Below are 23,141 nucleotides of genomic sequence, written 5' to 3' on the forward strand. Positions count from 1 at the left end.
TCACTTCTCTGTCAGTGCGCTGCTTTCCCTGATCATCCCAATCAACTCCTGCGGTTGAACATCACAGTGATTAACATCAATGGTGTTCCAGTGCGTTTTATTCATATGGTAGCCAGGTTCGACACCCCTAAGTTTGCGTGCGAATTCACCGTGTTCAGGACTGAGTTTTAGATTAATCAGCAGTCTATCATCCTTGATGAATACCATCGCGAGGATTTTCCGGTTTCGATGATGGCGAATGATGTGCCAATTGATTTTTTCATGACTGCTACCACCGTTAAAGGGATGGTCGAGAAAACCACCAGTTTCGTCTATGACAATCTGAATAAGTTCTTTTTCAGTCATGAAATCCAGCCCTCACTTAGCTAGTTCATCCGTTGTCACAATGACCTCACCCATCTTGGAATTGGCCATCACATAATCCTGAGCAGCCGCAATATCATCCAGTGTAAACACCTTCGAAATTGGAATACTGATGTGATGCTCCCGGATCAGGCCAAATAGCTCATCGATCATCGCTTGATCAAAGTCATTTGAATCGTAGGCCGTTAGATATTTATCCACCATTTCAAACGGCGAAAAGTCTTTCATTTCCCATTCACCAGCCAGCAAACCAATCACACAACAAATTCCTTGGCTCTTCACGTGTTTGACTGAATCGCGCATCGTTACGGTCCCGACTAAATCAACAATGCCGTCAAACTGCTTGTCCGTTTGCAACTCACCGTCCTTGTCCAACACGGCTTCATCGGCGCCACTTGCAGTAACGTCTGCCAACCGTTCCGGTTTCCGTGTTGTGGCAGCCACGTTCAGTCCCATTGCCTTTGCCAGCTTGATCATCGCTAACCCGACCGCCGTCGTACCACCACGAACAAGCATCGTGTCACCAGCACTCAAGTGCAACGATTTAATAGAACCAAACGCCGTCACAAAGGCTTCAGGATACTGAGCCAAATCAACCCATGAACCATCAAAATCAACGGTGTACAGCTGTTTGTTCGGAACCAAGGCATATTCTTGCTCACTACCATCGAATTCACGACCAAAACCACCATTCAACGTGATAACTTTCTGACCGACTGTGAGACCTGAACCAGGCTTTGTCTCTGCAACTTCACCCACGGCCTCAACACCGATGACACGTGGAAATTTAACGCTAGGCGAACCCCCTTCACGCGTCAACACCTCATAGCGATGCACACCAAATGCGTGAATCTTAAGGACTGAGTGCTCTGCGTCCGCAACAGGCATTGGCCAGTCAACGATTTTTAGCACATCCGCATGACCTGGTTCGCTAATCACAACTGCTTTCATATTCTGTTCCTCCTAGGATTAACCTGTTTCGTTTTGTCATTATTCAAACTATAATCAGTGTAAACTGTTACGTAACGTACAGGTCAAGAAATACGAGGCAAGAATGTTAACAATTCGAAAATTTGCGGAGCTCGCAGATACAACAAGACGCACATTACTATTTTACGACGAACAAGATTTGTTTAAACCCGCCAAGGTCGCAGAAAATGGATATCGCTATTACAGTTATGATCAATTATATGATTTGACCTTCATTCTGGAACTGCGAAAGCTAGGGTTATCTGTTCTACAAATCAAGAACTTGCTTAACGCTGACCAAACACCGACCCTAGATAATCAGCTACAATCGTTAAATCAAACTATTGACGCTAAAATTCAACGTTTGAATACACTTAAACAAACGCTAAATCAGCGTTTTTCGCCAGTGCCTGCCAGTCAGACTACCAATCTCAATAAACCTGTGATCGTTGACCACTCTAACCAGGAATACTGGCGCTCAATTCAATCCGTGACCTGTACCGACGAGGAAATCAGTCAATTGTATCAAGACTTCTACCAGAAAATCGGGACGCTAAAACTAATCGACAAACGCGAATCAGGCTTCATGACAACGTTACCTGGGTGCATTGCTGACGACTATAAAACGGCCTCTTTCTGTATTATCAAAGCCGTCAGCCCCGCCGTTCCCAACAATGTCGCAACAGTTAACCGACCAGCTGGCGAATACGTCTCCGTCAAAACATTCAATACAACAGCAGACGTTTGTCACTCACTGAGTATCTTGCATGACTTCATTCAACTCCACGATCTCAAAATCGACCAGACACTGTGGCAATTAAATCTCGATGAACAGTTATCTAGTAAAGCAGGATCGTCATACATGTTGCTAGAATATCGGCTGCTTGATTGACGCTGGACACACTGACCAAGAAAGTTACACGTGGAACATAGACACTCGCATTTAGGAGGTTTTCTCATGTGCACCGCAATTACTATTCAATCCGTAAATGACCACGCTTTTTTCGCGCGAACCATGGATCTACCGACCACCACGCCATGGCGGCCAATTTGCCTACCTGCTGGATTTTTGTGGCAACCATCTACTGATAATCCTGGTAAACCACTGCCAATGGCGGTTCTTGGCGGCGGTCGCTGGACGCCGGGAAATCATTATTTAATGGGTGATGGCATGAACGAAGCTGGCCTTGCCTGCGCTGAACTTTACTTTCCGGTTGAAGCTCACTATGCTTCATCAATGGTCGATGGCAAACTGAACATCACGCCACAGGACTTCATTTACTGGGCGCTAACGCATCATTCAATTGCCGAATTGCGTTTGGACTTGCCAAATATCAACATCGTCGCACAAAAGTGGTATAGCGAGAATAATTGGCGACCATTTCATTGGCTACTGACTGATGTTGCGGGCAATACGGCTATTTTGGAGCCGCGGGGCCACGGGCTAACGCTGACTGAAGCACCACTGCATGTGCTGACAAACACGCCAAACTATCCGGCGCACATTGTCCGTTTGGCCAAAACCCTTGGCATTGATCCCAAATCCTCGGTTGATACCTTCAAACAGGCCTGTCGCTCTTTCGATGGTGAATTGCGCCACACAAATTTGCCGACGGACCGTTTCCAGCGCACCGTCATCAATTTATGGCGGCAAGATGCGCCGCAAACGTCTCTTGCCGCTGAACAGCAACTACTCACACTGCTTGACGACGTTGTCATCCCCCGGACACCCGAGCGCTTGCGGCGCAGCAACATGGACTACACACATTATGAGAACATACTGGATTTAACCGAACGCACCATGACGTTTAAATCCGTGCGGACCGGTGAAATTCATCATCTACGTTTAGACGACATAAAAACGGATAGCCCCCAGCAAGTGGTTGCTTATCCGTTTACGTAGTTATTTGTTAGTTGGATATTGTTAATCGCGCAGCAATTCAATAATCTTAGGATCTTTCTGAAACAGTTCAAGAAGGCGACGTGAACTGCCATTAGGTTCAGCCCGGCCAATTTCCCAGGCTTCCACAGTTCGTGGCGAAATGCCTAACAAATGGGCCATTGTATTTTGTGTCACATCTAACCGCTTGCGCAGCTGCTTAACCGTCTTGGCATCAAAACGCGGTGGCACATCGATGGTGACCGTGTGCACTTCAACATTGTTAGGTTCACCTTTGAAATATGCTTCAACTTCGGCCAAGTTCTGCATGATATAACTTTCATCCTTATCCTTACTCATCTGATTCATTTACCTCCCTTATCAGACTAATCATCTTTCGAATCTCTTGTTTTTTTGCATCGCTCAGGGATTCTTGTCGATTCTTTTGATACATTTCTAAAAAGATTACCTGACTGTCTGCAACCACGAAATAAATAACTCGGTAACTACCACTTTGCCCTTGATTACTGGCTATTGACGAGAATCTGAGTTTATAGGCACCACCAGTGCCACGAATGATATTACCTGGAAATCTTCTACCATTATTATTCTCGGGACTACTATTAAAGAAGTACGTGATGTTTCTCTCCAGTCGACCTTTATCGAGCAAACTCAAGTTTAACTGTTGCCATCTCTTTATAAAAAGCTTTGGGTAAATAAAGTGAATCTTCTCATGTTCCATCCATACTCCAGTTCATTGCCGAAGTACGATTATAGAATATACGGTTCAATCGTACCTGTCAATTAATAAAATTCACTGATTCACTGCTACTAAAACCAGTTACATTAACATACGTAATTCAAATCAATATGTTCGTTTGGAATAATTTTCGTACAAATATTTACGCTTGAATGATGGCGATATCGAACAAAAAACCTGCTATCATTTACAAAACAGCATTTAAAAGTAAAGGGCCTCACATGAAGATAATCATTTCACCAGCCAAGAAAATGACCATTGATTCAGACAGTTTCGATATTTCATCCTTGCCGCAATTCCTACCAGAAACGCAAGAAATTTTGCAAACGTTGCAATCAATGAGTTACGAAGAACTGCGTCAGCTTTGGCATTGTAGCGACAAAATCGCTCAACAAGCCTACCAACAATTACAGCAAATCAATCTCAAACATCTGTTAACACCTGCACTGGTGGCTTACTCCGGCATTCAGTATCAGTACATGGCGCCCAGTGTATTTACGGCGCACGCATTGCAATACGTGCAGGATCATTTGCGGATTCTGTCTGGTTTCTACGGGGTGCTGCGTCCGTTTGATGGCGTTGCGCCCTACCGCCTGGAAATGCAGGCACCCCTTCATGTGGCCAACCACAAGAATCTGTATGACTTTTGGGGTAACAAACCTGAACGTGGTCTGGGGCTGCATCATGAACCGTTAATTAACCTCGCCTCACAGGAATACACAAAAACGGTTCAGCGGTATTTAACTCCTGCTGAACCGTTAATCAATGTTGTCTTTGGTCACCTCGTTGACGGCAAACTAAAAACCCGTGCCACATTCGCAAAAATGGCACGGGGTGAGATGGTTCGTTTTTTAGCTGAAAATGATATTCATGAACTTAGTGATTTGAAACAATTTAACCGGTTGAACTATCGGTTTGATGCCAAACGTACCGATGAAACGACTTTCGTTTTCTTAAAACAAGACTGATCAATGATTCATCACGTAAGGCACGTGAGCCGCGGTCGGAACCTGATCCCATGCCACTGGATATCCCGCACCATGGGCACAAAATACAGAATCCGGTGTATTTTCAAGGTCACTAACCGGATGATAATCTGCGTCAGCGATCACTTCATCCGCATTATGGCACGGACGGTACCCATCGACGACACATTCGAGCTGCCCCAGACCATGCGTATAGGCTTGGACAGTTCGGGCATAATCTTGCATTTCAGATACCGGCGCCACACCACTTAAAATGGTGTTGGCGCCTTTTGTCGTGGGCGTCTCAAACGACCCATGCATCCGCTGAATGTCGGTCATCGCACGGCCAACATTATCACCATCAACCGTCAAACGGAACTGGTACCAAGGCTCCAGCAACTGGTCACCACCGTTTGCCAACAACATCATGAGACCCTGACGGACTGCGCGCCACGTCGCCTCACGAAAATCGCCGCCAACTGAGTGGACAATGCTAGCTTTGCCTGTGATTAACGTAATGTGCACATCCGTCAGCGGTGCACCAACCAGAACGCCTAGGTGCTCTTTAGCCTGTAGGCTAGTCAACACTTGATGCTGCCAGTTCTTGCCGAGGACATCGACCGGACAGTCTGTGTCAAACGTCATTCCGCTGCCAGGTTCAGCCGATGTCATCTGCAAATGAACCTCCGCATAATGACGCAGCGGTTCAAAGTGGCCGACACCCTCAACTGGTTCAGTAATTGTTTCACGATACAAGATGCTGCCTTCACCAAAACTGATAACAAGGTTGAAACGAGTCTTTAATTGTTCCTGCAAGACTTCTAACTGAATTGGACCCATGATTTGAACACGAATTTCTTGAACCTGCTCAGACCAAGTCACATGTAATTGTGGGTCCTCGTCCTCAAGTTGGCGCAACGCGGTTAGGCAGGCATGTGCATCCACACCATTCAACTTGACCGCATAGTTCAAAACCGGTTGTAGCAACGCTGCTGGACTATTTGCGGCAGCACCAAGACCTTGACCTGGCCGCGTATCGGTTAAACCGAGAATGACACCGACGCCACCCGCTGAGATTTCAGAAACCATCTGACTCTTGCCACCATTATAAACACGTAATTGGTTGGCTTTCTGATCAGGTAAGACCTCTGCCTTCGTTTTCAACACGCCGCCGGTCACGCGAACCCAAGTTAACCGTTCACCTTTTTCATCGTGAGAAATTTTGAATACTCGCGCACCAAATTCGGCCGCTGGTTCTGACCCAAGCGTCCAACGTGACAGACCATCCAACAATGTATCAATGCCGGTCATCTTAAGACCTGATCCAAAGAAACAGGGAAAGACTTCACGTCGCTGAATCATGTATTGAATCGTTGATGTTGATAATGGTGTCCCATTTAAGTAATCGTCGAGGACCGTTTCATCTTGTAATGCAACGGCCTCGGCGGTTTCTTCTGGCATCGAATCGACATCGCCGTCCCAGTCAAACGGCAGGCAGCCTGGCGCTAATTCCGTTTGTATCTGTTGGAGAATCGCCTCACGGTCCACACCATCTGCGTCCATTTTGTTCACGAAAATGAGTGTCGGCACATTGTACCGTTTTAATAAACGCCACAATGTTTGTGTATATCCCTGAACGCCATCAGTAGCTGAGACGACTAGGATTGCATAATCGAGGACCGGTAAAATCTGTTCCGTTTGTGCGGCAAAGTCCACGTGGCCGGGACTGTCCAGTAATGTTAAGGATAAATCACCGTAGTGGAGGTTGGCCTGATGCGAAAAAATAGTGATCCCACGCTGCTTTTCTAACGTGTCTGGATCCAAAAACGCATCCCCATTGTCCACACGACCTAATGTGCGCACGGCACCAGTTTTATAAAGTAACGCCTCCGACAGGGTCGTTTTCCCTGCATCCACGTGCGCCACGACGCCGGCAACAATGTGTTTCATGTGGTGACCTCCTTATAACTTGTGTTCTTACATAACAACTTTAATAATGCCTCGGCTGATAATCAACTTTATTTGCCCAGTCAACCAGAAAAACGATTGCAATGGGAATGTTCAGTCGTAACATTTCTCCACACGTTAAGCGGTATAATGTTGTTTTGAGGCATTTCAAGCCGCGGGCAGACCCGTCGCCCGCAAAATAACGAACCAATTAGGAGCCTATTCATGAACGAAATATTAAAAGCACAATTCTTTGTTGACGATCTTTCAGACGATCAGAAATCTGTGATTACAAACATCAATAACTACATCAAACAGGGGCTTACCACAAAGCCATCTTCCGTTGCCATTATTGAAGGTGCAGCTGGCACCGGTAAATCTGTCGTTCTCATGGAACTGGTTCGCCAATACATGACGGATAATCATTACAAGACATCATTAGTTGTTAACCATCCTGAGTTGTATAAAGCCTATCAGGATATCGCGGAATCGATTCCCAACATGAAGGTCAACACAATTCGCCGACCAACATCGCTTATTAATGATGCCCAAAAGCACAACAAGAAGTATGACATCATCTTTGTTGATGAAGCCCACCTTTTATATTCAAAATCCGAACCTTACGCGCACTACCGCGGTCAAAATCAGCTCACTGACTTGATGAACTTGGCCAAAGTAGTCGTCGTTGTCTATGATTTCGACCAAGTATTCCAATCAAAAATGTATTGGGATCGCGATTTATTACTGAAAACTATCGGTAATCATCCCCACAAAACGTTTGATATGAACTTTCAGTACCGGATGGTCGCTAGCGATGAGCAAGTTGCCTGGATGGACGACTTGACTGAGGAAAAACCGATGAAGCCGTTCCCGAATAACAGTGACTTCAAGTTCAAGGTGTTCGATACTGCTGGCGAGATGTTTGAAACCATTAAGAAACGGAACAAAGAGGTCGGTATGAGCCGGATGGTTGCTACCTCTGGCTTCCCCCGAATCAACGGACGACACAACGTGGAAATGGATTCCTTCAGTTTGCCATGGGATGAATGGGATCCTCAACGGACACACTGGGCCAAACGTGAAGGATCGATTACCCAAGTGGGTACGATTTATACCCTCCAGGGTTTCGACCTCAATTACGTTGGCATGATTATCGGTCCGTCGTTTGGTTACGACCCCAAAACGGACACAATGACAGTGATTCCTGAAAAATATTCACATAAAGAAGTCTTCAAGAAACGTAAGGACATGAAGTTCTCCCGTGACGAGTACAAGAAGTTCATCGCTGACGTGCTGAATGTGCTGATGAAACGTGGGAAGTACGGCTTGTACTTGACCGCGTACGATGATGCGTTGCGGAAACGACTTGTGGATTTGTACGAAAATGGTAAATAGTGATCACCAAAAAGGGCGGTCCCGATGAGCAGTTGATGTTCGTTGGTATCGCCTTTTGATTATATTCAATGTTTTTAAATAATCGTTGGACGATAACGTCCGCCAAACTCTTCTCGAGCTTTTTGCGTATAGGTGGTCACAAAGCCTGTTTTGGCCGCTGTATAAGCGCCTCGATTATGTTTGAACTTCTTCTCCAAACTTAATTTCAGCTCGCCATATTGCCTTGCTATCTCAGTGTGGGTACTCAAATAATCACGAAAATAGAGTTCTTCCCAGTCACCAGCTGGCTTGATATGCAAATGAAAAACTTTATCGGCAAAACCAGCTGGGGTGTACCCCCTGTTAAGGTCGAGTGTCCCCTCGTCATCATTTTTCGACATTACATTCCATGATGGTCTTAAAATTCGCGTTATTGCATCTAAAGAATACGGTTGTGCTAGTTCCAATAGAATATCAACTGTCGGTTTGGCAACTAATCCAGGAACCGACGTGCTACCAATATGATTAATTCGATAAATAGGTACATCACTTAGATGGTCCAGAAGTATCTTCTTTTCGTCCTCATACCATTGTTTATAGTTGGGGTTAGACTCCTTTAAGATAATTGGAAATTGTTTCCATGAATCGTGTAGGCTCATATTTTCTAAGTTCTTCAACTAAACCATCTCCATACTCATAACTTGCCTTTATGATTACCTTGCAAAACCGTCTAAATTCATTTAGTCGATTTTGTCTTCTTAATCGCTGATTATTTAGACTTGTTACTCATCATTGTTTCCTGACTATCTCGCGTTATATCTACCTTCCCGCCATCAGGTTGTACCATTCCTTCAATTGTTAGCAGCGTAGTCTTATCAGATTCTTGATAATAAACATTGTTTTGGCTGGTGTTGCTTCTTGAAAAATTGGTCGTTCTTTCACAGTTTGAATCATTAGGCTAATTAGTTTGTAAACTAGTCTGACCGTTATATATTTTAGTAAAGTTAGAGTACTTGTATCGATATTTTTAGCCACTGAAAAATGATACTTTTCATCCTCAACACATTGATTTTACAGGAGGATAATTACCTTGAGACTTTGGCATGAAGCGCTAATCAGTAAACTACCCCGTCAGCAACTATTAGGGCAGCATCGTGAAATAGCCGCGTTACGGGGAAAGGGCTGGGGCAAAAGACACGCAACCGTCAATTATGTTTTTACTCATTCGCCTTACAAGTTATATCAATTTCACATGCTGGTCATGTCTGAAATGAAAAGGCGCGGCTACAAACCAGATCCTAGGTGGCGTAATCCTATATACCGAGGACAAAGCTGCCCTCCCTATACCACCTTAGAAAAAGTTCCGTTAACCTCGCCGATTTATCCTGAGCATAATGACGCCTATCTGCAGGAATGTCTTAATAATCTAAAGAGAAAGGGTATTTACCTATAGACGTGTAGTGTATCTAGATAAAAATCAGATATCTGCTTTTACGATAATTCTGCTCGAAATGTGTCACTCTGAATTCATGACACCCATATTGAAAACGAATTAACCGCATCACTTATGATACGGACTACCGTATCATTTCTGCCTGCGGTTATTTGTGGTAGGGAGAAGTGTCTCGCTTATACCTGTGGCTATTAGTGACAATAATTTTTGTTGAAGCTAAAATGCGTTAACGATTTAAAAATCGCAACGCATTTCAAAGGCCTTCGTAACATAACGTGAGTTAAATTAATTATTAAAACTAACTCCTGTACAATTCAAATCATCAAAGTATTGGTTTTCAGAATCATAGTTTCCTGATAAATCTATTGAAAAGCTCAGACTAACGGAATCATCAATGTCCATTGGTTCTCCATCTTTTTCATCCGACTCATATGCAGGGTTTGGTGTAGAATAATAAATTTCTGCAGAGCCATCAATAGTGCTGCTAAAATTAAATTCTGACAAGCTGCTAATGTCATCAATAGTGACCGAAATATCATCTATTTCTAAATTCATCAGGTCATGAGAAATATCCCAGTAATATTCCATGGAATCTGGCTTTTCGACTACATTGTCATCAATATAGTCACTTATCGATTGATAAACTTCATCCGACTCTTTCATTTTTTCAGACAGCTCTTCTTCAAGGTTAGTTAGAAAATGAGAAGAATCCGAACTCAGATTATTAGTGGTGATGATTTGTCTATATTGTGCTCCCGGAACAAATGTACTCATCAGTTCAAAAATTGGGCAAATGATTAAATCAACTGAATGTAAAGCGTTCACTTCACCAATCAAAAACGGGTCGGGGCCTTTAAGCGGATCTCCGCCTCTGTATAAATCCGTCTTTATTTGAGCATAACCATCTTTCGTTACAAGGATGAATCTTTTAACGTCAGTGTGGTCTTTTAAATAGCATAAACATTCTTTCCAGATTAAAAAGTCACCATATTTCATTTCATAGGTTAAATTACCAAATGTACGTTTTCCTTTTTTTCCAATATCACTAAATCCTGGACCATGACCCACCACATAACGTTTCTTGCCTTCTTTTTCTACTTCATCAATCCACGATTGATCTATGGAAACTTCGTTATCGATATACTTGCTTATTAGACTAGATAACATCTGTTTTGTCTCATCTGACGGATCAGCATAACGATCTAGTATAGACTGAACTTCAGATCTTCCCATTTCAGCTGCTTGAACCATTTCCTCAGCAGCCTTTTGCAAATCAACATCCAGCTTTTTCTGAATGTCTTCAAAATTATCACCGTATGCCTCGGCATTCGCAGCAGGTAAAATGTTCGCAGCTATTTTCTTGGATAAACTATCCAAATTTTTTTCTATAGTTTCCTTCAGTGCTTTTTCGTCACTTCTCGTAACAACTTTGTTGGCAGATACACCACCAAAATTGTATGCATATTCCCAAGCAACAAAATAAGGCACAAATTTATATGATTGACTTCTTTCAATTTCCGTAACGAAACTTTTTACTGTCTCTGACGGCTGGTGTATCAGATCTAATAGGGTATTGGTATCAAATACCAACATTGTTTCAGGATCGTTCAACATGCTCTTATCAATTTTTTTAGGATTAATTAACTTGTTAAAACCCACAAAGTCCATTCAACCACCTCTTTAAATTCAGTATATTCCCTCCATCGGGACAAAACCAGATTTAAAGGTTTTAAATACAACTTTACTAGTGAAAAAAGACTGGTCTCAACATGGATTCAGTCCCTTTACTCTGTTTTTTCAGTTGAGACACAATGTCCTCAACAAATTCCTGCTCCACCTAAACTAGTTTGTCTCTTTTTAATCGAATGTGACATGTGTAATAAAGGACTGGTATAGCTTTTTCAGTGTGCTCTTGTCAGAGTCCTTAATCAACTGGACTATTAACGGCAGCAATTCATCAATACTTTTAGGACTAGGCAAGTCTCCAAATGGCATCCTCCGCCCGACTAGCTGGCCTGCTTCAGCATTCAAATCGTCAACTTGACGTTCCAGTTCTTCAATTCTCGGACCATTGACCGATTTCAGCTCGTACGTTCCTTGAATCAACTGGTAATATTCAATTATATTCTGCTTAAACTAATTTATCGGGAGCTTTTGTATGCCAAGCTTTTTCATTATGTCACTAATGGCAGTAGCCGAATATTTTTTTGTGACTTCTGTCGTTAAAAGCAGCGTTAGATTTTTTCTTGCTCTAGTTAAACCGACGTACAAGGCGCACTTCATTTTATTAGCAGCGCTACTCTCCTGACTAAGATAGCTAAAAAGGTCAGTCGACATAATAAAAAGACAGTCATCCGCCTCGTCTCCCTTTATACCCATAATAGTAGAGACTTCAATACCATCAGTCATCACGCTATTTTCGTATTTTTTTAAAGCTTCACGGAGACGAGCAAAAGTTCTACGATCATTTTTAATATCAAAGGTTTTAAGAATTCCATCAACATACTGTATCAGATTAGAGCTATTTAAACGTTTTTCGATTTTTGTCCTATAAACGTAATTATAAACTGAATCATCAAAAATTCTTTTCGACTCCTTATCCTTTTTTGATACGCAAAGTGCTGACTCTAAGATAGACTGCAGAATTGTTTCTAGGTTATCTTCATTTTTTTTTGCTTTTCTAAATCTTAAATTACTTTTGTTAACATACGTGAGTTGATACTTTGAAACCAAATTCGCAACATCACGTATTTCCGGTTCAAGACAATAATTCAAGGACCCTATACTAGTCGACAATGCACTTTGCTCAAACTCCGTGCTCAAAAAAACATTAGCTAATTTAACGTGATTTTCAGGGCAACGATGATTTTCGTGGTTTACTTCATATTTTCTCTCTTCACATAAACCAGCTAATCCTCCTCTACTACTCAAATCTTGATTTAGATCTCCCGTCAAATAAATTTCAACTCCAAGACTGTCCAATATCTTTAAAACTATACTCATATCTTTATCTATATCTTGAGCTTCATCGATATAAACTTTGCCTATGTTATCCGTAATAAGATCTGTGATGACTTTTCTATTAGATTTTGTCTTTTTACTTTCACCAGACTTTTGAAACAGAACCCATTTGGCACGTTCGGAAAATTGAGAAACGTGGAGCAAACCACTGTCATTAATTCGCTTTAAGTTGTACCCCCTATACTTTCCAGACACATCCTCCATTGATACACCGTGGTACTCTATATTAAACAAACAGTAAAAATAAGGCCTTATGATTTTATGATTTAAAAAATTATGAATTGTTGAAAAAAATATCTCGCGGAATGTTTCCATGGAACTTCTTTTGCAAACGTTCAAAAATAATATTCCTTGCTAAATTTGAATAAGCCATCACATATATGGGTCTCGCAGTACCACTGATCATCCGATATTCATCAAAAATAACATTTGCTAAATGAGAAGTTTTTCCAGCTCCAGCTCCTGCCAACCTGATTTTCATTTATTAATCTCCATGTCATTTAAAAACCTCAAACAATTATCAATATGCTTTGGCAATTTTAATCCGCTCAACTCATCTTTTTTCATTCTTAAGCAAACATGCATCATTGTTTCTGCTTTGAGGCTCTCCCATTTTGTCACCAATTTTTCTTTATTTGCGACATCATCGGATTTCCAGTAATCATCGCGTAAGAAAAAATCTTTAAAGACATCAAAGTTTGACGCCACTAGGTCATCCTCTAAAGTCTTTCCCATTGTAGTTTGGACACAAACTTGATCATCAGTCAAATCATTATGCTTTTGCTTAGCTGTCTCTTCGTTGTCCCAGTCACGGACTACAGCAAGTCTATGGCTATTGTTTTTATTGATTTTCTTCCACAGTTTAATGATTTTCTCATAACCTTTATGAAAAGAAAGTACTTCAAAACTGTTTAACATTTTGTCTTGCTGTCCAAGATATGTTTTAATTAACAATTCTTCTGAAATACCTTCAACTAGCAACAGTTTATTGGAAAAAAACAATTTAAAAATATCCATATTTGGATTTCTAGACAGATAACTACGCTCTTCTTCGTTTAGCTCAGATCCGAGAGAGACACCATATCCATCAGCCATTACAACGACGCTTTCAAGACCCACCTTATCAATGAATTCCGTACTGTGTGTAGTGTAAATTAATTGAACTTTTGGAAAATTTTTAATTGAGCTTTGTAAAAAACTAGCCATAAGCCTTTCGTTATTAATACAAAGATGCGCTTCGGGCTCCTCTACAGTTAAAACCGAAAAGTCAGCATCTGAACTTTCTTCTAGCGAATTTGTAACTGCCATTAAATAAATTAAGTTTCTATAACCAAGCCCCTGGGATGACAATGGTTCATCGTGATATCCCAACTGAATACTTCCTAATAACGAATTCATTGACGGCATATTTGGCAACACACTTATCTCATCAAAAAAGTCTTTGGCATTATCAATATTGGAATACTCTTGCCAATTAAAAATGTGATCCATACCACCATTATTCTTAATCACTTCAAAAAAATTTTGATAATCCGTTTCAATCTTCAACTTGGAACTATCATCTATTTTCTTCTCCATCAGGCTAACAATTGCTCTAGATCCCAGTTTATTGTTGCTCTGAGAGAAATTATCTCTTTCTGCTACCAATGAACTACAGGTAACTCTACGTAAATCGTCAAACGATACATCACGATTGCATTCAGGCACAAAAGTTCTAGAGTGAAATTTTGAAATCATTATCAGACTCCGTTTCACCTTACCTAAGTCTTCTCCTTGTTTTTTTATTTCTACGATTAATCTACGCAACGTTTGATAATAATCATCTAAATCACGAACTGAATATTCAAATTTGATTTTATAGACTTTTCCGTTCTTATCATCGATGTCTACGAGCCAATTATTAAATGGAATGTCTGTATCAGCATCTGGCTGAAACTGTAAACATACGGATATCTGTGGAAGTGCAGCTTGTAGTTCACTCAAAAATTCATCATATTGATCGTCGTTAGAAAAATCATTTTCAAACCTACTTATGTGCCTTTGTACAAACCCATAATATTCTGCACAATCTTGGATATTAAGATCTGAAAATCCTAGTCTAGGTTTAGAAAACAAGTCCGTAAACAAAGGCAGTGACAATGCTTTTAAAAGATTACTTTTTCCACTATTGTTTTCACCAACAATAATTAAATTTTGACCAATCGGAAAATCTGTTTCCCTCACGTTTCTAAATCCTTTGACCGAAATATGTTTGATACGCATTCTCAAATCCTCATTTCCCTTTGAATTATCAGTAATTAAGTAGACAACAAATACATTAGTCAATTCGTACAATCAAAAAATGTTCATTTTCAAATTAAATCCGGGAATTAAATAAAACACTTTTCAAAAGAAATAGTAGGCTCTCCGCCTTCCAAATGTTTCTATTACGTAAACAATGTTTCTTTGTCATCACTTATGATACGGACTACCTGAGTTAATCATAAATGCCCGGTAGATCTGCTCACTCAGCACTAGACGCATCAGCTGATGTGGCAGCGTAAACTTACCAAACGAAATTTGTGCGTTTGCACGCTTCAAAACTGCGGGTGTCAGTCCCAGTGAGCCGCCGATAACGAACGTTATGTCAGAATGCCCGTACGTCCCTAAGTCTGCTATCTCCTTGGCAAACGCCTCTGATGTCCGTTCCTTGCCTAAAATAGCCAACGCATAGACATATTCCTTATCTTTAATATGATCCAGAATTCGCTCCCCCTCTTTAGCCATAACCGTATCCATTTCGGATTGGCTTAAAGATTCGGGAGCTTTTTCGTCCGGAACTTCGACAATTTCAAATTTACAAAACTTAGACAAACGTTTCGCATATTCGGCGATGCCCTGCTTAAAATACTTTTCTTTCAGTTTTCCAACACCAATAATCTTGATATTCACGTGTATATACTCCGTTTCCAAATTTTGTTTTCATCCACAAGCTCATCTGTTATGAAAAAGTTATCCACAGCTTTTACTTTTCCTTAACTTTCTTTACCAAAAATAATCGATTTTGCGACGCTATGTGACGCTGTCATTTTAGCCTGTGAATAAAAGTTATCCACAGTTATCCACAAGACATCTTTACACGAACACACAGCCCGTAATCACTGATAATAAAGGATTTTAAAATCGAACAGAGGTTTTTATGACCACTTATCCACCGCACTTTTTTTACCTGTGGATAACTTTTCCCACTGTTTCGAAATCCTTAGTTTTCGGCATTTATCCCCAATTCACAAACTTATCCACAGTTTTCCACATAGTTATCCACACCTGTGCAAAACAATTTTTTCATTGCATTTTCCGAAACGAACCACTTTATTTTTCATAGCTTAGTTTGTTCGGAAAACTCGATGTTTTTATGGGGCAATTTGCCGAAAATGGGTAATGTCCCAGGAAAACATTCGGTTTTCCAAATTGGACACCAGCTAACTAAACGATAACTACAGAATGCTGTTTACGTGACGGTGATTATTATGCAGAAATAATCCTGCATATTTACACTTTATTCTGTATAAAGACAGTTTATCCACACCACGTTTCGTTGTTTTATCCCACATTCCGTGACCTTCTCGTTTTCAAAAGTATACATTATTTTATTCATTTGTGGATTGTTTACCACCTAATTATAGATAAAAAATGCTTATAAATACACCCATACCAGTCGTTTAGGATAAATAGAAAGTTATCAAATTTCCCAGGAAATGATTATCATGATTCAATTTGAGTTTGTGAAATCCTTGAAGGCACAAAAAAAGAGTAACTGTTTTCCACAATTACCCTTTAAAAGATCTACTTACTTGAACTGCTTAATTGGCTCGTACTCTCGCTCAACGTTATCGTACCGGTCTTTTGTTGACCATCACGATAATATTTCACGGAAACTTTATCCCCAATTTTATGGTTATAAAGCACATCACGTAAGTCTGCTTGCGACGTTACCTTGGTACCATCTATCTCGGTAATAACATCGTACTTCTTCAGGCCAGACTTTTCAGCAGCCGAATTATTGTAAATTTTAACTAGCACAACACCGCCAGTTACACTGCTTGGCAGCTTCAAAGTATTCTTCTGGCTAGTACTGTCGACGTTTGAAAGATCCACAAGTCCGACACCCAACGCTGGACGAATAACCTTACCATTCGTAATTAATTGATTAATAATGGACACAACTTCGTTAGAAGGAATAGCAAATCCAATCCCTTCAACCGACGTACCACTTGAAGATGACGCCAACTTCATCGAGTTGATACCGATGACCTGACCAGATAAATTGATCAGAGCCCCACCAGAGTTACCAGGATTGATTGCTGCGTCTGTTTGAATAACGGTAGCATCCCCAGTTTGATTACCAGATTCATCTTCTACCGGCACCGTTCGTTTCTTGGCGGAGATAATCCCTTCAGTCACTGATGTTGCATACTGTGACCCAAGTGGTGACCCGATGGCTAAGACAGATTGGCCAGCTTGAATCGCAGTGGAATCACCGAATTGAGCAACCGTGTTGATGTACTTGGCATCCACACGGATAACGGCTAAATCGGTCGTTGAGTCCGTGCCGACCAGCTTACCTGAAATCTTCTTCCCGTTGCTGAGAATGATTTCCAAAGCACTGGAACCAGAGACCACGTGATTGTTCGTCACAATGTAGGCGTCGTTTCCGGATTTCTTATAAACGACCCCGGATCCTTCACTGGCAGTTTCCAAAGATGATTTGCTAGATGAGGAATCCGAATTATTACCATTCGAATTTGATGATGATCCACCACCAAAGATACCGTACAAACCTTCGCTATCACTCGAAGATGACTGCTTCTGCATGTTAACAACCGAAACAACTGCGCCCTTAACCTTGCTAAAGGCTTTCGTAGCGTCAGAGTTGCTCTTTACAGTGACATTAGCTACCTTAGTCGTACCATTTTTATATGACGTATCGCCATTATTATTGTTATTCAGGGCAGAGGCACCCCCATAAGCAATACCGCCACCTAATAATCCGGCAACTAAGCCAACAATGCCAACCTTCACTAAACCTGCATTCGATTTGCGTAGACGTTGTGGTCCTTGCCCACCTGTTTGCTTATTCTCGTCATTATAATCCATAGGCTTTTGCGAAAAATCGCTTACCTCCTCTAAAAATTGATTACTCTACAAAGACCATTATACAGTTTCAACTTAAAGCGGGCTTAAACGGATGCCTCGCAAACCCATATTTTTTTCTAATGATGACTATTTGGCTTAATTATTGTTTCATTTACAAACTGCCCTTGAAATGATCTTCCTTACTATTCTTTTTCGGGTAACGCTCTAAAAACGGCCACGTCCATTTCTTTAGCTAGCAAAGGTTCTACCATTTTCAAAAATGTTGTGAAATGATTTGCCTCATGATGAGCGTCTAATGCTGCTTGATTTGCATACTGCTCAATAAAGATGAATTCTCCTGGGCGTTCCATAGATTGGTACATATCATAACGAAGGTTGCCACTTTCGTTTCGAGTCCCACGTATCAACGTTTGTGCTAACTCATCGTAGGCTTTCAATTGATTTTCCTTCACGTAAACCGTTGCATTAATCGTAATCATATTTATATTCTCCTCATTAACTTCATCATTGTCTTTGCCGATGCCATTAAAAATCATGACATCCATCGGGGCATTAGAAACGTCAGCTAGCCGCGCCAAAAAAGTTTGAAAATGATTGGCGTTGCGGTGGTTCTCAATCGCTGATTCGTTCTTATAAACCTCTGTAAAAATAAAATCACTCGGGCAGTCAATGCCATGGTACAGGTTGAATTGCTCATTTTCAGGCTCGCTTCTAGTACCACTCACTAGATGTGTTGCAGCTTTAATAAAGTTATCTTCATCCCCTGGTTTCACGTGGACTGTTGCAAAAATTGTTTTCATGTCACATTCTCCTAATAATCACGCTGTTCCGTTGATCTTAGAACTACTTCATTAATGCCAACATTCTCCGGTGTATCGATTGCGTAGACCACCGCACTCGCTACATCTTCAGCCGTCAAACCAGTCTCAGACTCGCTTTTAAGCACGGCCGCACGTAGTTCTGGATCTGAAATCGTGGAAGCCAGCGCTGTTTGCGCGTGCCCAGGTGAAATCAGTGTTGACTTGATGCCTTTACCAACTTCTTCTACCCGCAAGCCTTCCATAATGGCGCGCATAGCAAACTTGGTACCTGAATAAACCGCAGAGCCAGCACCGACAAAGTGCCCGGCTACCGAATCTGTTGTAATGATTTGACCACTGTGCTGGGCTTCCATGATTGGTAACGCAGCCCGAATGCCATAGAGTGCGCCTTTCAAATTGATATCGATCATCGCTTCCCACTCGCTGAGCTTGCCATCCCGCAACATCGAGACCGGCATCAAACCAGCATTGTTGAACAACACGTCAACCCGCCCCAATTGTGTTTTAGCAAACGTCAATAACGCCTGTACGGCACCTGCGTTTGTTACATCCGTCACCTTATAGATAACTGTTGCCTGATAGGTTTGCGTCAATTGACTGGCAAGTTCTGTTAATGCCTGCTCCCGCCGCGCGGCTAGGACCAGTTTTGCCCCACGTTGTGCTAATAGCGTCGCCGTCTTGGCACCGATACCACTAGAAGCGCCTGTAATAACAACAACTTTTCCACGAACATTTTCCATTTTTCATTACCTCGTTTCTTTAACCTGATGACATTCAATATACCCGGTTTTTTTAAGCAAACAATTACGCACTTTGACCTAACTAATGCACTTTCAGGTAAGTTTTGTGCCCCCGCGCCGTTTGGAAGGTCCAACTTTTTCGTTTTATTTTTAAACATAAGTGGTGTAGCATTCATGCCATAATAGATGAGGAGCAAATTAACGTATGAGTGAAGCTGAACCAATCTACAAAAATGGTGTTCAAGCCACACTAGCCGTCATGGGCAATAAATGGAAACCGCTCATTTTATGCCACTTAGGGCACGGGCCAATGCGGACGGCCGATATTCGTCGCAACGTCACCGGTATTTCGCCCAAAGTTCTGACTGAACAGCTACGTGAGTTGGAGCATGATGGCATCGTTACCCGGAAAGTATTCAACGAAGTGCCGCCGCACGTTGAATATAGCGTGACCGAATACGGTAAAACGCTGAATAACGTGCTCATTGCCATGTCGGAATGGGGCGAGGATCGAATTAAGATTCTTCAATCGCAGGGGCAAAACGCCTCGTTGCTTTTCCCCGATCATGACGGCTATGAAAATTAACGCAAACAACGGTTTGATTTGACGTTTACCACGCGAAATCAAACCGTTGTTTTCTTTTGTCTTTAACTAATCGTCAACTAGCCATTACACGGCCATGTTACCAATCATGACGCCACCAACCACGACCAATAGCAGACCAACAACCGTCCATACTAAGCCTCGAGGAGTGCGGTGCTCACGTAAAATGAAGATGCCGCCAAGCGTTGCCAACACAACGTTCATTTGTGACAGTGTGAAACCAGTGGCCACGCCATTTCGTTGAGCCGAAATCAGATACGTCAGCGCAGCAATGGAAAAAACAACACCATCAATCAAGCTAATCCACGTAACCCGTTCACTCAAAATATGCGGGCCAGCCGTCACAAGCGTCAGTACAAGTGCCATCAAGGCCATTCCCAAACCTTGTGGTAAGAATCCTTGCCATCCGGATACGTTTGCCAAACGTGGAAAGGCTGAGTATCCCACATAGCCCAGGGTAGATAGCGCGAAAATCAAAATCGTCACCCCAAGAGATGGCCGTTTTTCATCCGTTTGTTTGGCACCATCAACTGTCGTTAGCACAATGCCAACAACAATAATCACTAGCGCAATGAAGCCAATCAATAATTCCACAGAGCCGGACCATTCGCCGAATGCCAGTACCCCCAACAACGACGTGCCAACTAATTGCAGCCCCGTAGAAATTGGCATCGCCTTCGAAACACCAATCCGCTGAAACGCCATGTACTGCAGATACTGTCCAAACGCCCACGAAGCGCCAGACAAAACGGTCAACCAAAACTGACCAACAGCAATATCTGGGCGAATGAACAGCCACGTGATGATGGCCACAATAAAGGTGCCAAACGTCGTGCCAATGATCTGGTTAACAGGCTTCCCACCAATTTTAGTTACCACGATTGGCAAAATGCCCCACGCAATTGCCGGAATCAATCCAATCAAAATACTCACAATTAAAACCCCTCTTCTGTCGATGCGTCAGCCTTATACTGACCGCATTTTTCTATCTCATGAATTCTTGAATACTAGCCCTTACCGTTTTGGAATGATGGATACAGCGTCATCCCACCATCAACAAACAAGGTCACACCGGTAACGTAACTAGATTGGTCAGACGCTAACCACGCTGCGGCGGCCGCAACATCTTCTGGATCACCGATTCGTTTCATTGGTACCATTTCTAGTGTGTCCTTCATTTGTTGTGGATCAGCAAACTTAGCGGCGTTGATTGGCGTGTTAATGGCGCCAGGGCCAATGGCATTCACACGCACGCCACGGTTAGCATATTCCATCGCAATCGTTTCATTGAATAATTTCACGCCACCTTTTGAAGCAGCGTAATGCGCAAAACCAGGCCACGGAATTTGTTCATGAACGGAGGACATGTTGATAATGTTGCCCTTCTTATCGTTCTTCACGAAATAATCTAGCGCTGCGCGTGAGCCTAAGAAAACACCCGTTAGATTAATGTTCAGCACGCGTTGCCAATCTGATAGTGGCATTTCGTTTGTCGCAACACGGTTTTCCATCCCCGCGTTGTTAACCCATACATCAAGCGTACCGAAGTTGTTTAACGCAGCATTCAGCAATGCCGTGGCACCGTCTTCTTCGCTAATATCTGCTTGAACGGCTACTGCTTTGCCACCATTTTCTTCAATCAGTTTGACCGCTTCATCGGCACCCGTTTTATCTGACCGATAGTTGATAACAACTGACATGTGCTCTTCGCCAAACCGTTTTGCAATCGCCTGACCAATCCCCTTTGAACCGCCTGTTACTACCGCTACTTTGTTCTTTAAATCTGAATACATTTTTTCTTCCTCCGAATCTTCTCGTTAATGATCTGAACGCTATCCGACCATTTAGTTCCTTACATTTTCTTCTCAAAGCCTTCCATCGGTGCAACCGAATTCGTTTAGTCCACAACCGGTGTGTGATCATTACTAAAGTGCATAACTGAGTAAAAGGCACCTTTTAAATAATGCTGCATCGCCACTGGAATACCCAACTCGTCCATTTCAAACGGTGAAATCCGGTAGCGAATACTATCCTCATCATCCCCAGCAACCTTTTCGTACCATTGTGGTTCACGAATCATTTCACGACCGATTGCCGCAAAACTAGCACCAGCAGCCAACACCTTCTCAGCATCAGCAGGCGTTTCAATCGAGCCCACGCTGATCAATGGTTTACGGCCATCTAACTGCCGAACTATTTTGTCCAAAATCGGTTCCTTATCCGTTGCGTCATTCAACGAAGTGCGCCATGCCGATCCCATTGAGGTGTGTACATAGTCAATTGGTGTCTCACTCAGCATTTCGATAAAAGCCATCGTGTCGTCCAAACGAATACCTGGTTCGCCGATTTCTTCCGGTGAAATCCGATACCCTAGCAAGAACTTGCCATTTGTTTCCTGGGAAATAACTTCGTGAACGGACTGAATAACGGCTCTGGCAAAGTTCATCCGTTTGTCACGATTACCACCCCAACGGTCTTCGCGGCGGTTGGAATGCGGTGAGTAAAATTGTTGCAGTAGATAAGTGTTAGCGCCATGGAGTTCAACGCCATCGAAACCTGCTTCAATTGCCCTATGAGTGGCGTCGGCAAATGCTTGAATGATTGATTCAATTTCTGTTTCGGACAACGCCCTTGGTGTTTCCGCATCTTCAGGGCGATTAGGTTTTACCGCACTGGCACTGACAGTTTGCGTGCCGCGTAAAATCTGTGAATTTGATTTTCGCCCAGCATGAAAGATCTGTAGCACAGCCTTAGTCCCGTTCCGTTTGATTGCACGGGCCATCTCTGCCAGTCCGTCAATATCGCTATCATCTGCAATCGATAGCTCGCCTTCAAATCCCTTCCCACCAGACACAACATTGGCAACCTCGGCGACTACCATGCCAACGCCACCGGCGCGCATTTTATAGTAGTCAATTTCTTCATTAGTCACATGACCATCATAATAACTGGACATTGTGGTGGTTGGTGCCATCACCACGCGGTTTTTAATCGTGACGCCGTTAGCAAACGTATATGGTTGTTCAAATTGATATTTCATAAATTTTCTCTCCCTCTGTTTTCTTGAATGATTCATAGTTTAATAGCTGCCATCTAAAACTGAAATAAG

General features: G+C 42.3%; 24 protein-coding genes. 6 read left to right on the top strand and 18 right to left on the bottom strand.

Annotated features, from left to right (window positions below; genetic code table 11):
* Both LDK34_RS00260 and LDK34_RS00265 read right to left on the bottom strand, forming a co-directional pair.
* The gene (locus LDK34_RS00260; protein WP_178943348.1) at positions 1-345 is read right to left on the bottom strand and encodes an MmcQ/YjbR family DNA-binding protein; all 345 of its coding nucleotides are present in this window, start codon (positions 343-345) and stop codon (positions 1-3) included.
* A 12-nt stretch (positions 346-357) separates the two neighbouring features.
* Positions 358-1,314, bottom strand: a complete 957-nt coding sequence (locus tag LDK34_RS00265) for a zinc-binding dehydrogenase (protein ID WP_178943349.1) — start codon at positions 1,312-1,314, stop codon at positions 358-360.
* A gap of 103 nt (positions 1,315-1,417) precedes the next feature.
* Here LDK34_RS00265 and LDK34_RS00270 point away from each other — a divergent pair, with 103 nt between their 5' ends.
* Together LDK34_RS00270 and LDK34_RS00275 are read left to right on the top strand one after the other, a co-directional pair.
* Positions 1,418-2,224 (top strand): MerR family transcriptional regulator, encoded by an 807-nt coding sequence (locus LDK34_RS00270; RefSeq protein ID WP_178943350.1) that lies wholly within the window; start codon positions 1,418-1,420, stop codon positions 2,222-2,224.
* A 66-nt stretch (positions 2,225-2,290) separates the two neighbouring features.
* Positions 2,291-3,235, top strand: a complete 945-nt coding sequence (locus tag LDK34_RS00275) for a linear amide C-N hydrolase (protein WP_178943351.1) — start codon at positions 2,291-2,293, stop codon at positions 3,233-3,235.
* A 21-nt stretch (positions 3,236-3,256) separates the two neighbouring features.
* Here LDK34_RS00275 and LDK34_RS00280 read toward each other — a convergent pair whose 3' ends face one another.
* Both LDK34_RS00280 and LDK34_RS00285 read right to left on the bottom strand, forming a co-directional pair.
* A complete protein-coding gene (locus LDK34_RS00280) occupies positions 3,257-3,571 on the bottom strand; it encodes a helix-turn-helix domain-containing protein (RefSeq protein ID WP_178914829.1) in 315 nt (104 codons plus the stop codon).
* Positions 3,564-3,953 (bottom strand): type II toxin-antitoxin system RelE/ParE family toxin, encoded by a 390-nt coding sequence (locus LDK34_RS00285; RefSeq protein WP_178943352.1) that lies wholly within the window; start codon positions 3,951-3,953, stop codon positions 3,564-3,566. Before LDK34_RS00285 ends, LDK34_RS00280 begins: the two co-directional genes overlap by 8 nt.
* Before the next feature lie 239 nt (positions 3,954-4,192).
* On the opposite strand from LDK34_RS00285, the gene yaaA reads away from it, so the two are divergent.
* Positions 4,193-4,939 carry a peroxide stress protein YaaA gene (yaaA, locus tag LDK34_RS00290; RefSeq protein WP_236941149.1) on the top strand — a complete coding sequence of 249 codons (747 nt, stop codon included), beginning with the start codon at positions 4,193-4,195 and terminating at the stop codon, positions 4,937-4,939.
* Here the strand turns inward: yaaA and LDK34_RS00295 are convergent, their stop codons facing one another.
* Positions 4,940-6,886, bottom strand: coding sequence for an elongation factor G (locus LDK34_RS00295; protein ID WP_236941150.1), 1,947 nt, complete (start codon positions 6,884-6,886; stop codon positions 4,940-4,942).
* 222 nt (positions 6,887-7,108) lie between these two features.
* On the opposite strand from LDK34_RS00295, the gene LDK34_RS00300 reads away from it, so the two are divergent.
* A complete protein-coding gene (locus LDK34_RS00300; RefSeq protein WP_178943354.1) occupies positions 7,109-8,278 on the top strand; it encodes a DUF2075 domain-containing protein in 1,170 nt (389 codons plus the stop codon).
* Between the two features lie 74 nt (positions 8,279-8,352).
* Here LDK34_RS00300 and LDK34_RS00305 read toward each other — a convergent pair whose 3' ends face one another.
* Positions 8,353-8,934, bottom strand: a complete 582-nt coding sequence (locus tag LDK34_RS00305; RefSeq protein ID WP_225439128.1) for a GrpB family protein — start codon at positions 8,932-8,934, stop codon at positions 8,353-8,355.
* A 413-nt stretch (positions 8,935-9,347) separates the two neighbouring features.
* Between LDK34_RS00305 and LDK34_RS00310 the strand changes: the two genes are divergently transcribed.
* Positions 9,348-9,710 (top strand): TIGR02328 family protein, encoded by a 363-nt coding sequence (locus tag LDK34_RS00310; RefSeq protein WP_178943355.1) that lies wholly within the window; start codon positions 9,348-9,350, stop codon positions 9,708-9,710.
* A gap of 285 nt (positions 9,711-9,995) precedes the next feature.
* Here LDK34_RS00310 and LDK34_RS00315 read toward each other — a convergent pair whose 3' ends face one another.
* The 9 genes from LDK34_RS00315 to LDK34_RS00355 all read right to left on the bottom strand — a co-directional run bounded on the left by LDK34_RS00315 (position 9,996) and on the right by LDK34_RS00355 (position 19,428).
* A complete protein-coding gene (locus tag LDK34_RS00315) occupies positions 9,996-11,378 on the bottom strand; it encodes a PIN-like domain-containing protein (RefSeq protein WP_178943356.1) in 1,383 nt (460 codons plus the stop codon).
* 189 nt (positions 11,379-11,567) lie between these two features.
* On the bottom strand, positions 11,568-11,816 hold the full coding sequence (locus tag LDK34_RS00320; protein ID WP_178943357.1) for a hypothetical protein: 249 nt from the start codon (positions 11,814-11,816) through the stop codon (positions 11,568-11,570).
* A 30-nt stretch (positions 11,817-11,846) separates the two neighbouring features.
* Positions 11,847-13,046, bottom strand: coding sequence for a DEAD/DEAH box helicase (locus LDK34_RS00325; protein WP_225439129.1), 1,200 nt, complete (start codon positions 13,044-13,046; stop codon positions 11,847-11,849).
* Positions 13,006-13,212 (bottom strand): DEAD/DEAH box helicase family protein, encoded by a 207-nt coding sequence (locus LDK34_RS00330; protein ID WP_178943359.1) that lies wholly within the window; start codon positions 13,210-13,212, stop codon positions 13,006-13,008. The genes LDK34_RS00325 and LDK34_RS00330 overlap by 41 nt, the downstream gene beginning before the upstream one ends.
* A complete protein-coding gene (locus tag LDK34_RS00335) occupies positions 13,209-14,993 on the bottom strand; it encodes an ATP-dependent nuclease (RefSeq protein ID WP_178943554.1) in 1,785 nt (594 codons plus the stop codon). The genes LDK34_RS00330 and LDK34_RS00335 overlap by 4 nt, the downstream gene beginning before the upstream one ends.
* Before the next feature lie 189 nt (positions 14,994-15,182).
* Positions 15,183-15,662, bottom strand: coding sequence for a 23S rRNA (pseudouridine(1915)-N(3))-methyltransferase RlmH (rlmH, locus tag LDK34_RS00340; RefSeq protein WP_178943361.1), 480 nt, complete (start codon positions 15,660-15,662; stop codon positions 15,183-15,185).
* Positions 15,663-16,556: 894 nt separating this feature from the next.
* Positions 16,557-17,867 carry a S1C family serine protease gene (locus tag LDK34_RS00345; protein WP_225439130.1) on the bottom strand — a complete coding sequence of 437 codons (1,311 nt, stop codon included), beginning with the start codon at positions 17,865-17,867 and terminating at the stop codon, positions 16,557-16,559.
* Positions 17,868-18,049: 182 nt separating this feature from the next.
* Positions 18,050-18,667, bottom strand: a complete 618-nt coding sequence (locus LDK34_RS00350; protein WP_236941151.1) for a putative quinol monooxygenase — start codon at positions 18,665-18,667, stop codon at positions 18,050-18,052.
* A gap of 11 nt (positions 18,668-18,678) precedes the next feature.
* Positions 18,679-19,428, bottom strand: a complete 750-nt coding sequence (locus tag LDK34_RS00355) for an SDR family oxidoreductase (RefSeq protein WP_178943363.1) — start codon at positions 19,426-19,428, stop codon at positions 18,679-18,681.
* 205 nt (positions 19,429-19,633) lie between these two features.
* Here LDK34_RS00355 and LDK34_RS00360 point away from each other — a divergent pair, with 205 nt between their 5' ends.
* The gene (locus tag LDK34_RS00360) at positions 19,634-20,014 is read left to right on the top strand and encodes a winged helix-turn-helix transcriptional regulator (RefSeq protein ID WP_017262510.1); all 381 of its coding nucleotides are present in this window, start codon (positions 19,634-19,636) and stop codon (positions 20,012-20,014) included.
* Positions 20,015-20,098: 84 nt separating this feature from the next.
* Here LDK34_RS00360 and LDK34_RS00365 read toward each other — a convergent pair whose 3' ends face one another.
* The 3 genes from LDK34_RS00365 to LDK34_RS00375 all read right to left on the bottom strand — a co-directional run bounded on the left by LDK34_RS00365 (position 20,099) and on the right by LDK34_RS00375 (position 23,072).
* Positions 20,099-20,965 carry a GRP family sugar transporter gene (locus LDK34_RS00365; protein WP_178943364.1) on the bottom strand — a complete coding sequence of 289 codons (867 nt, stop codon included), beginning with the start codon at positions 20,963-20,965 and terminating at the stop codon, positions 20,099-20,101.
* A 74-nt stretch (positions 20,966-21,039) separates the two neighbouring features.
* Positions 21,040-21,825 carry a glucose-1-dehydrogenase gene (locus LDK34_RS00370; protein WP_178943365.1) on the bottom strand — a complete coding sequence of 262 codons (786 nt, stop codon included), beginning with the start codon at positions 21,823-21,825 and terminating at the stop codon, positions 21,040-21,042.
* A gap of 104 nt (positions 21,826-21,929) precedes the next feature.
* Complete coding sequence (locus LDK34_RS00375) at positions 21,930-23,072, bottom strand: NADH-dependent flavin oxidoreductase (RefSeq protein WP_236941152.1); 1,143 nt, start codon at positions 23,070-23,072, stop codon at positions 21,930-21,932.
* Between the last annotated feature and the right edge of the window lie 69 nt (positions 23,073-23,141).

The organism is Furfurilactobacillus milii (genome assembly GCF_021654115.1).
Classification (GTDB): Bacteria; Bacillota; Bacilli; order Lactobacillales; family Lactobacillaceae; genus Furfurilactobacillus; species Furfurilactobacillus milii.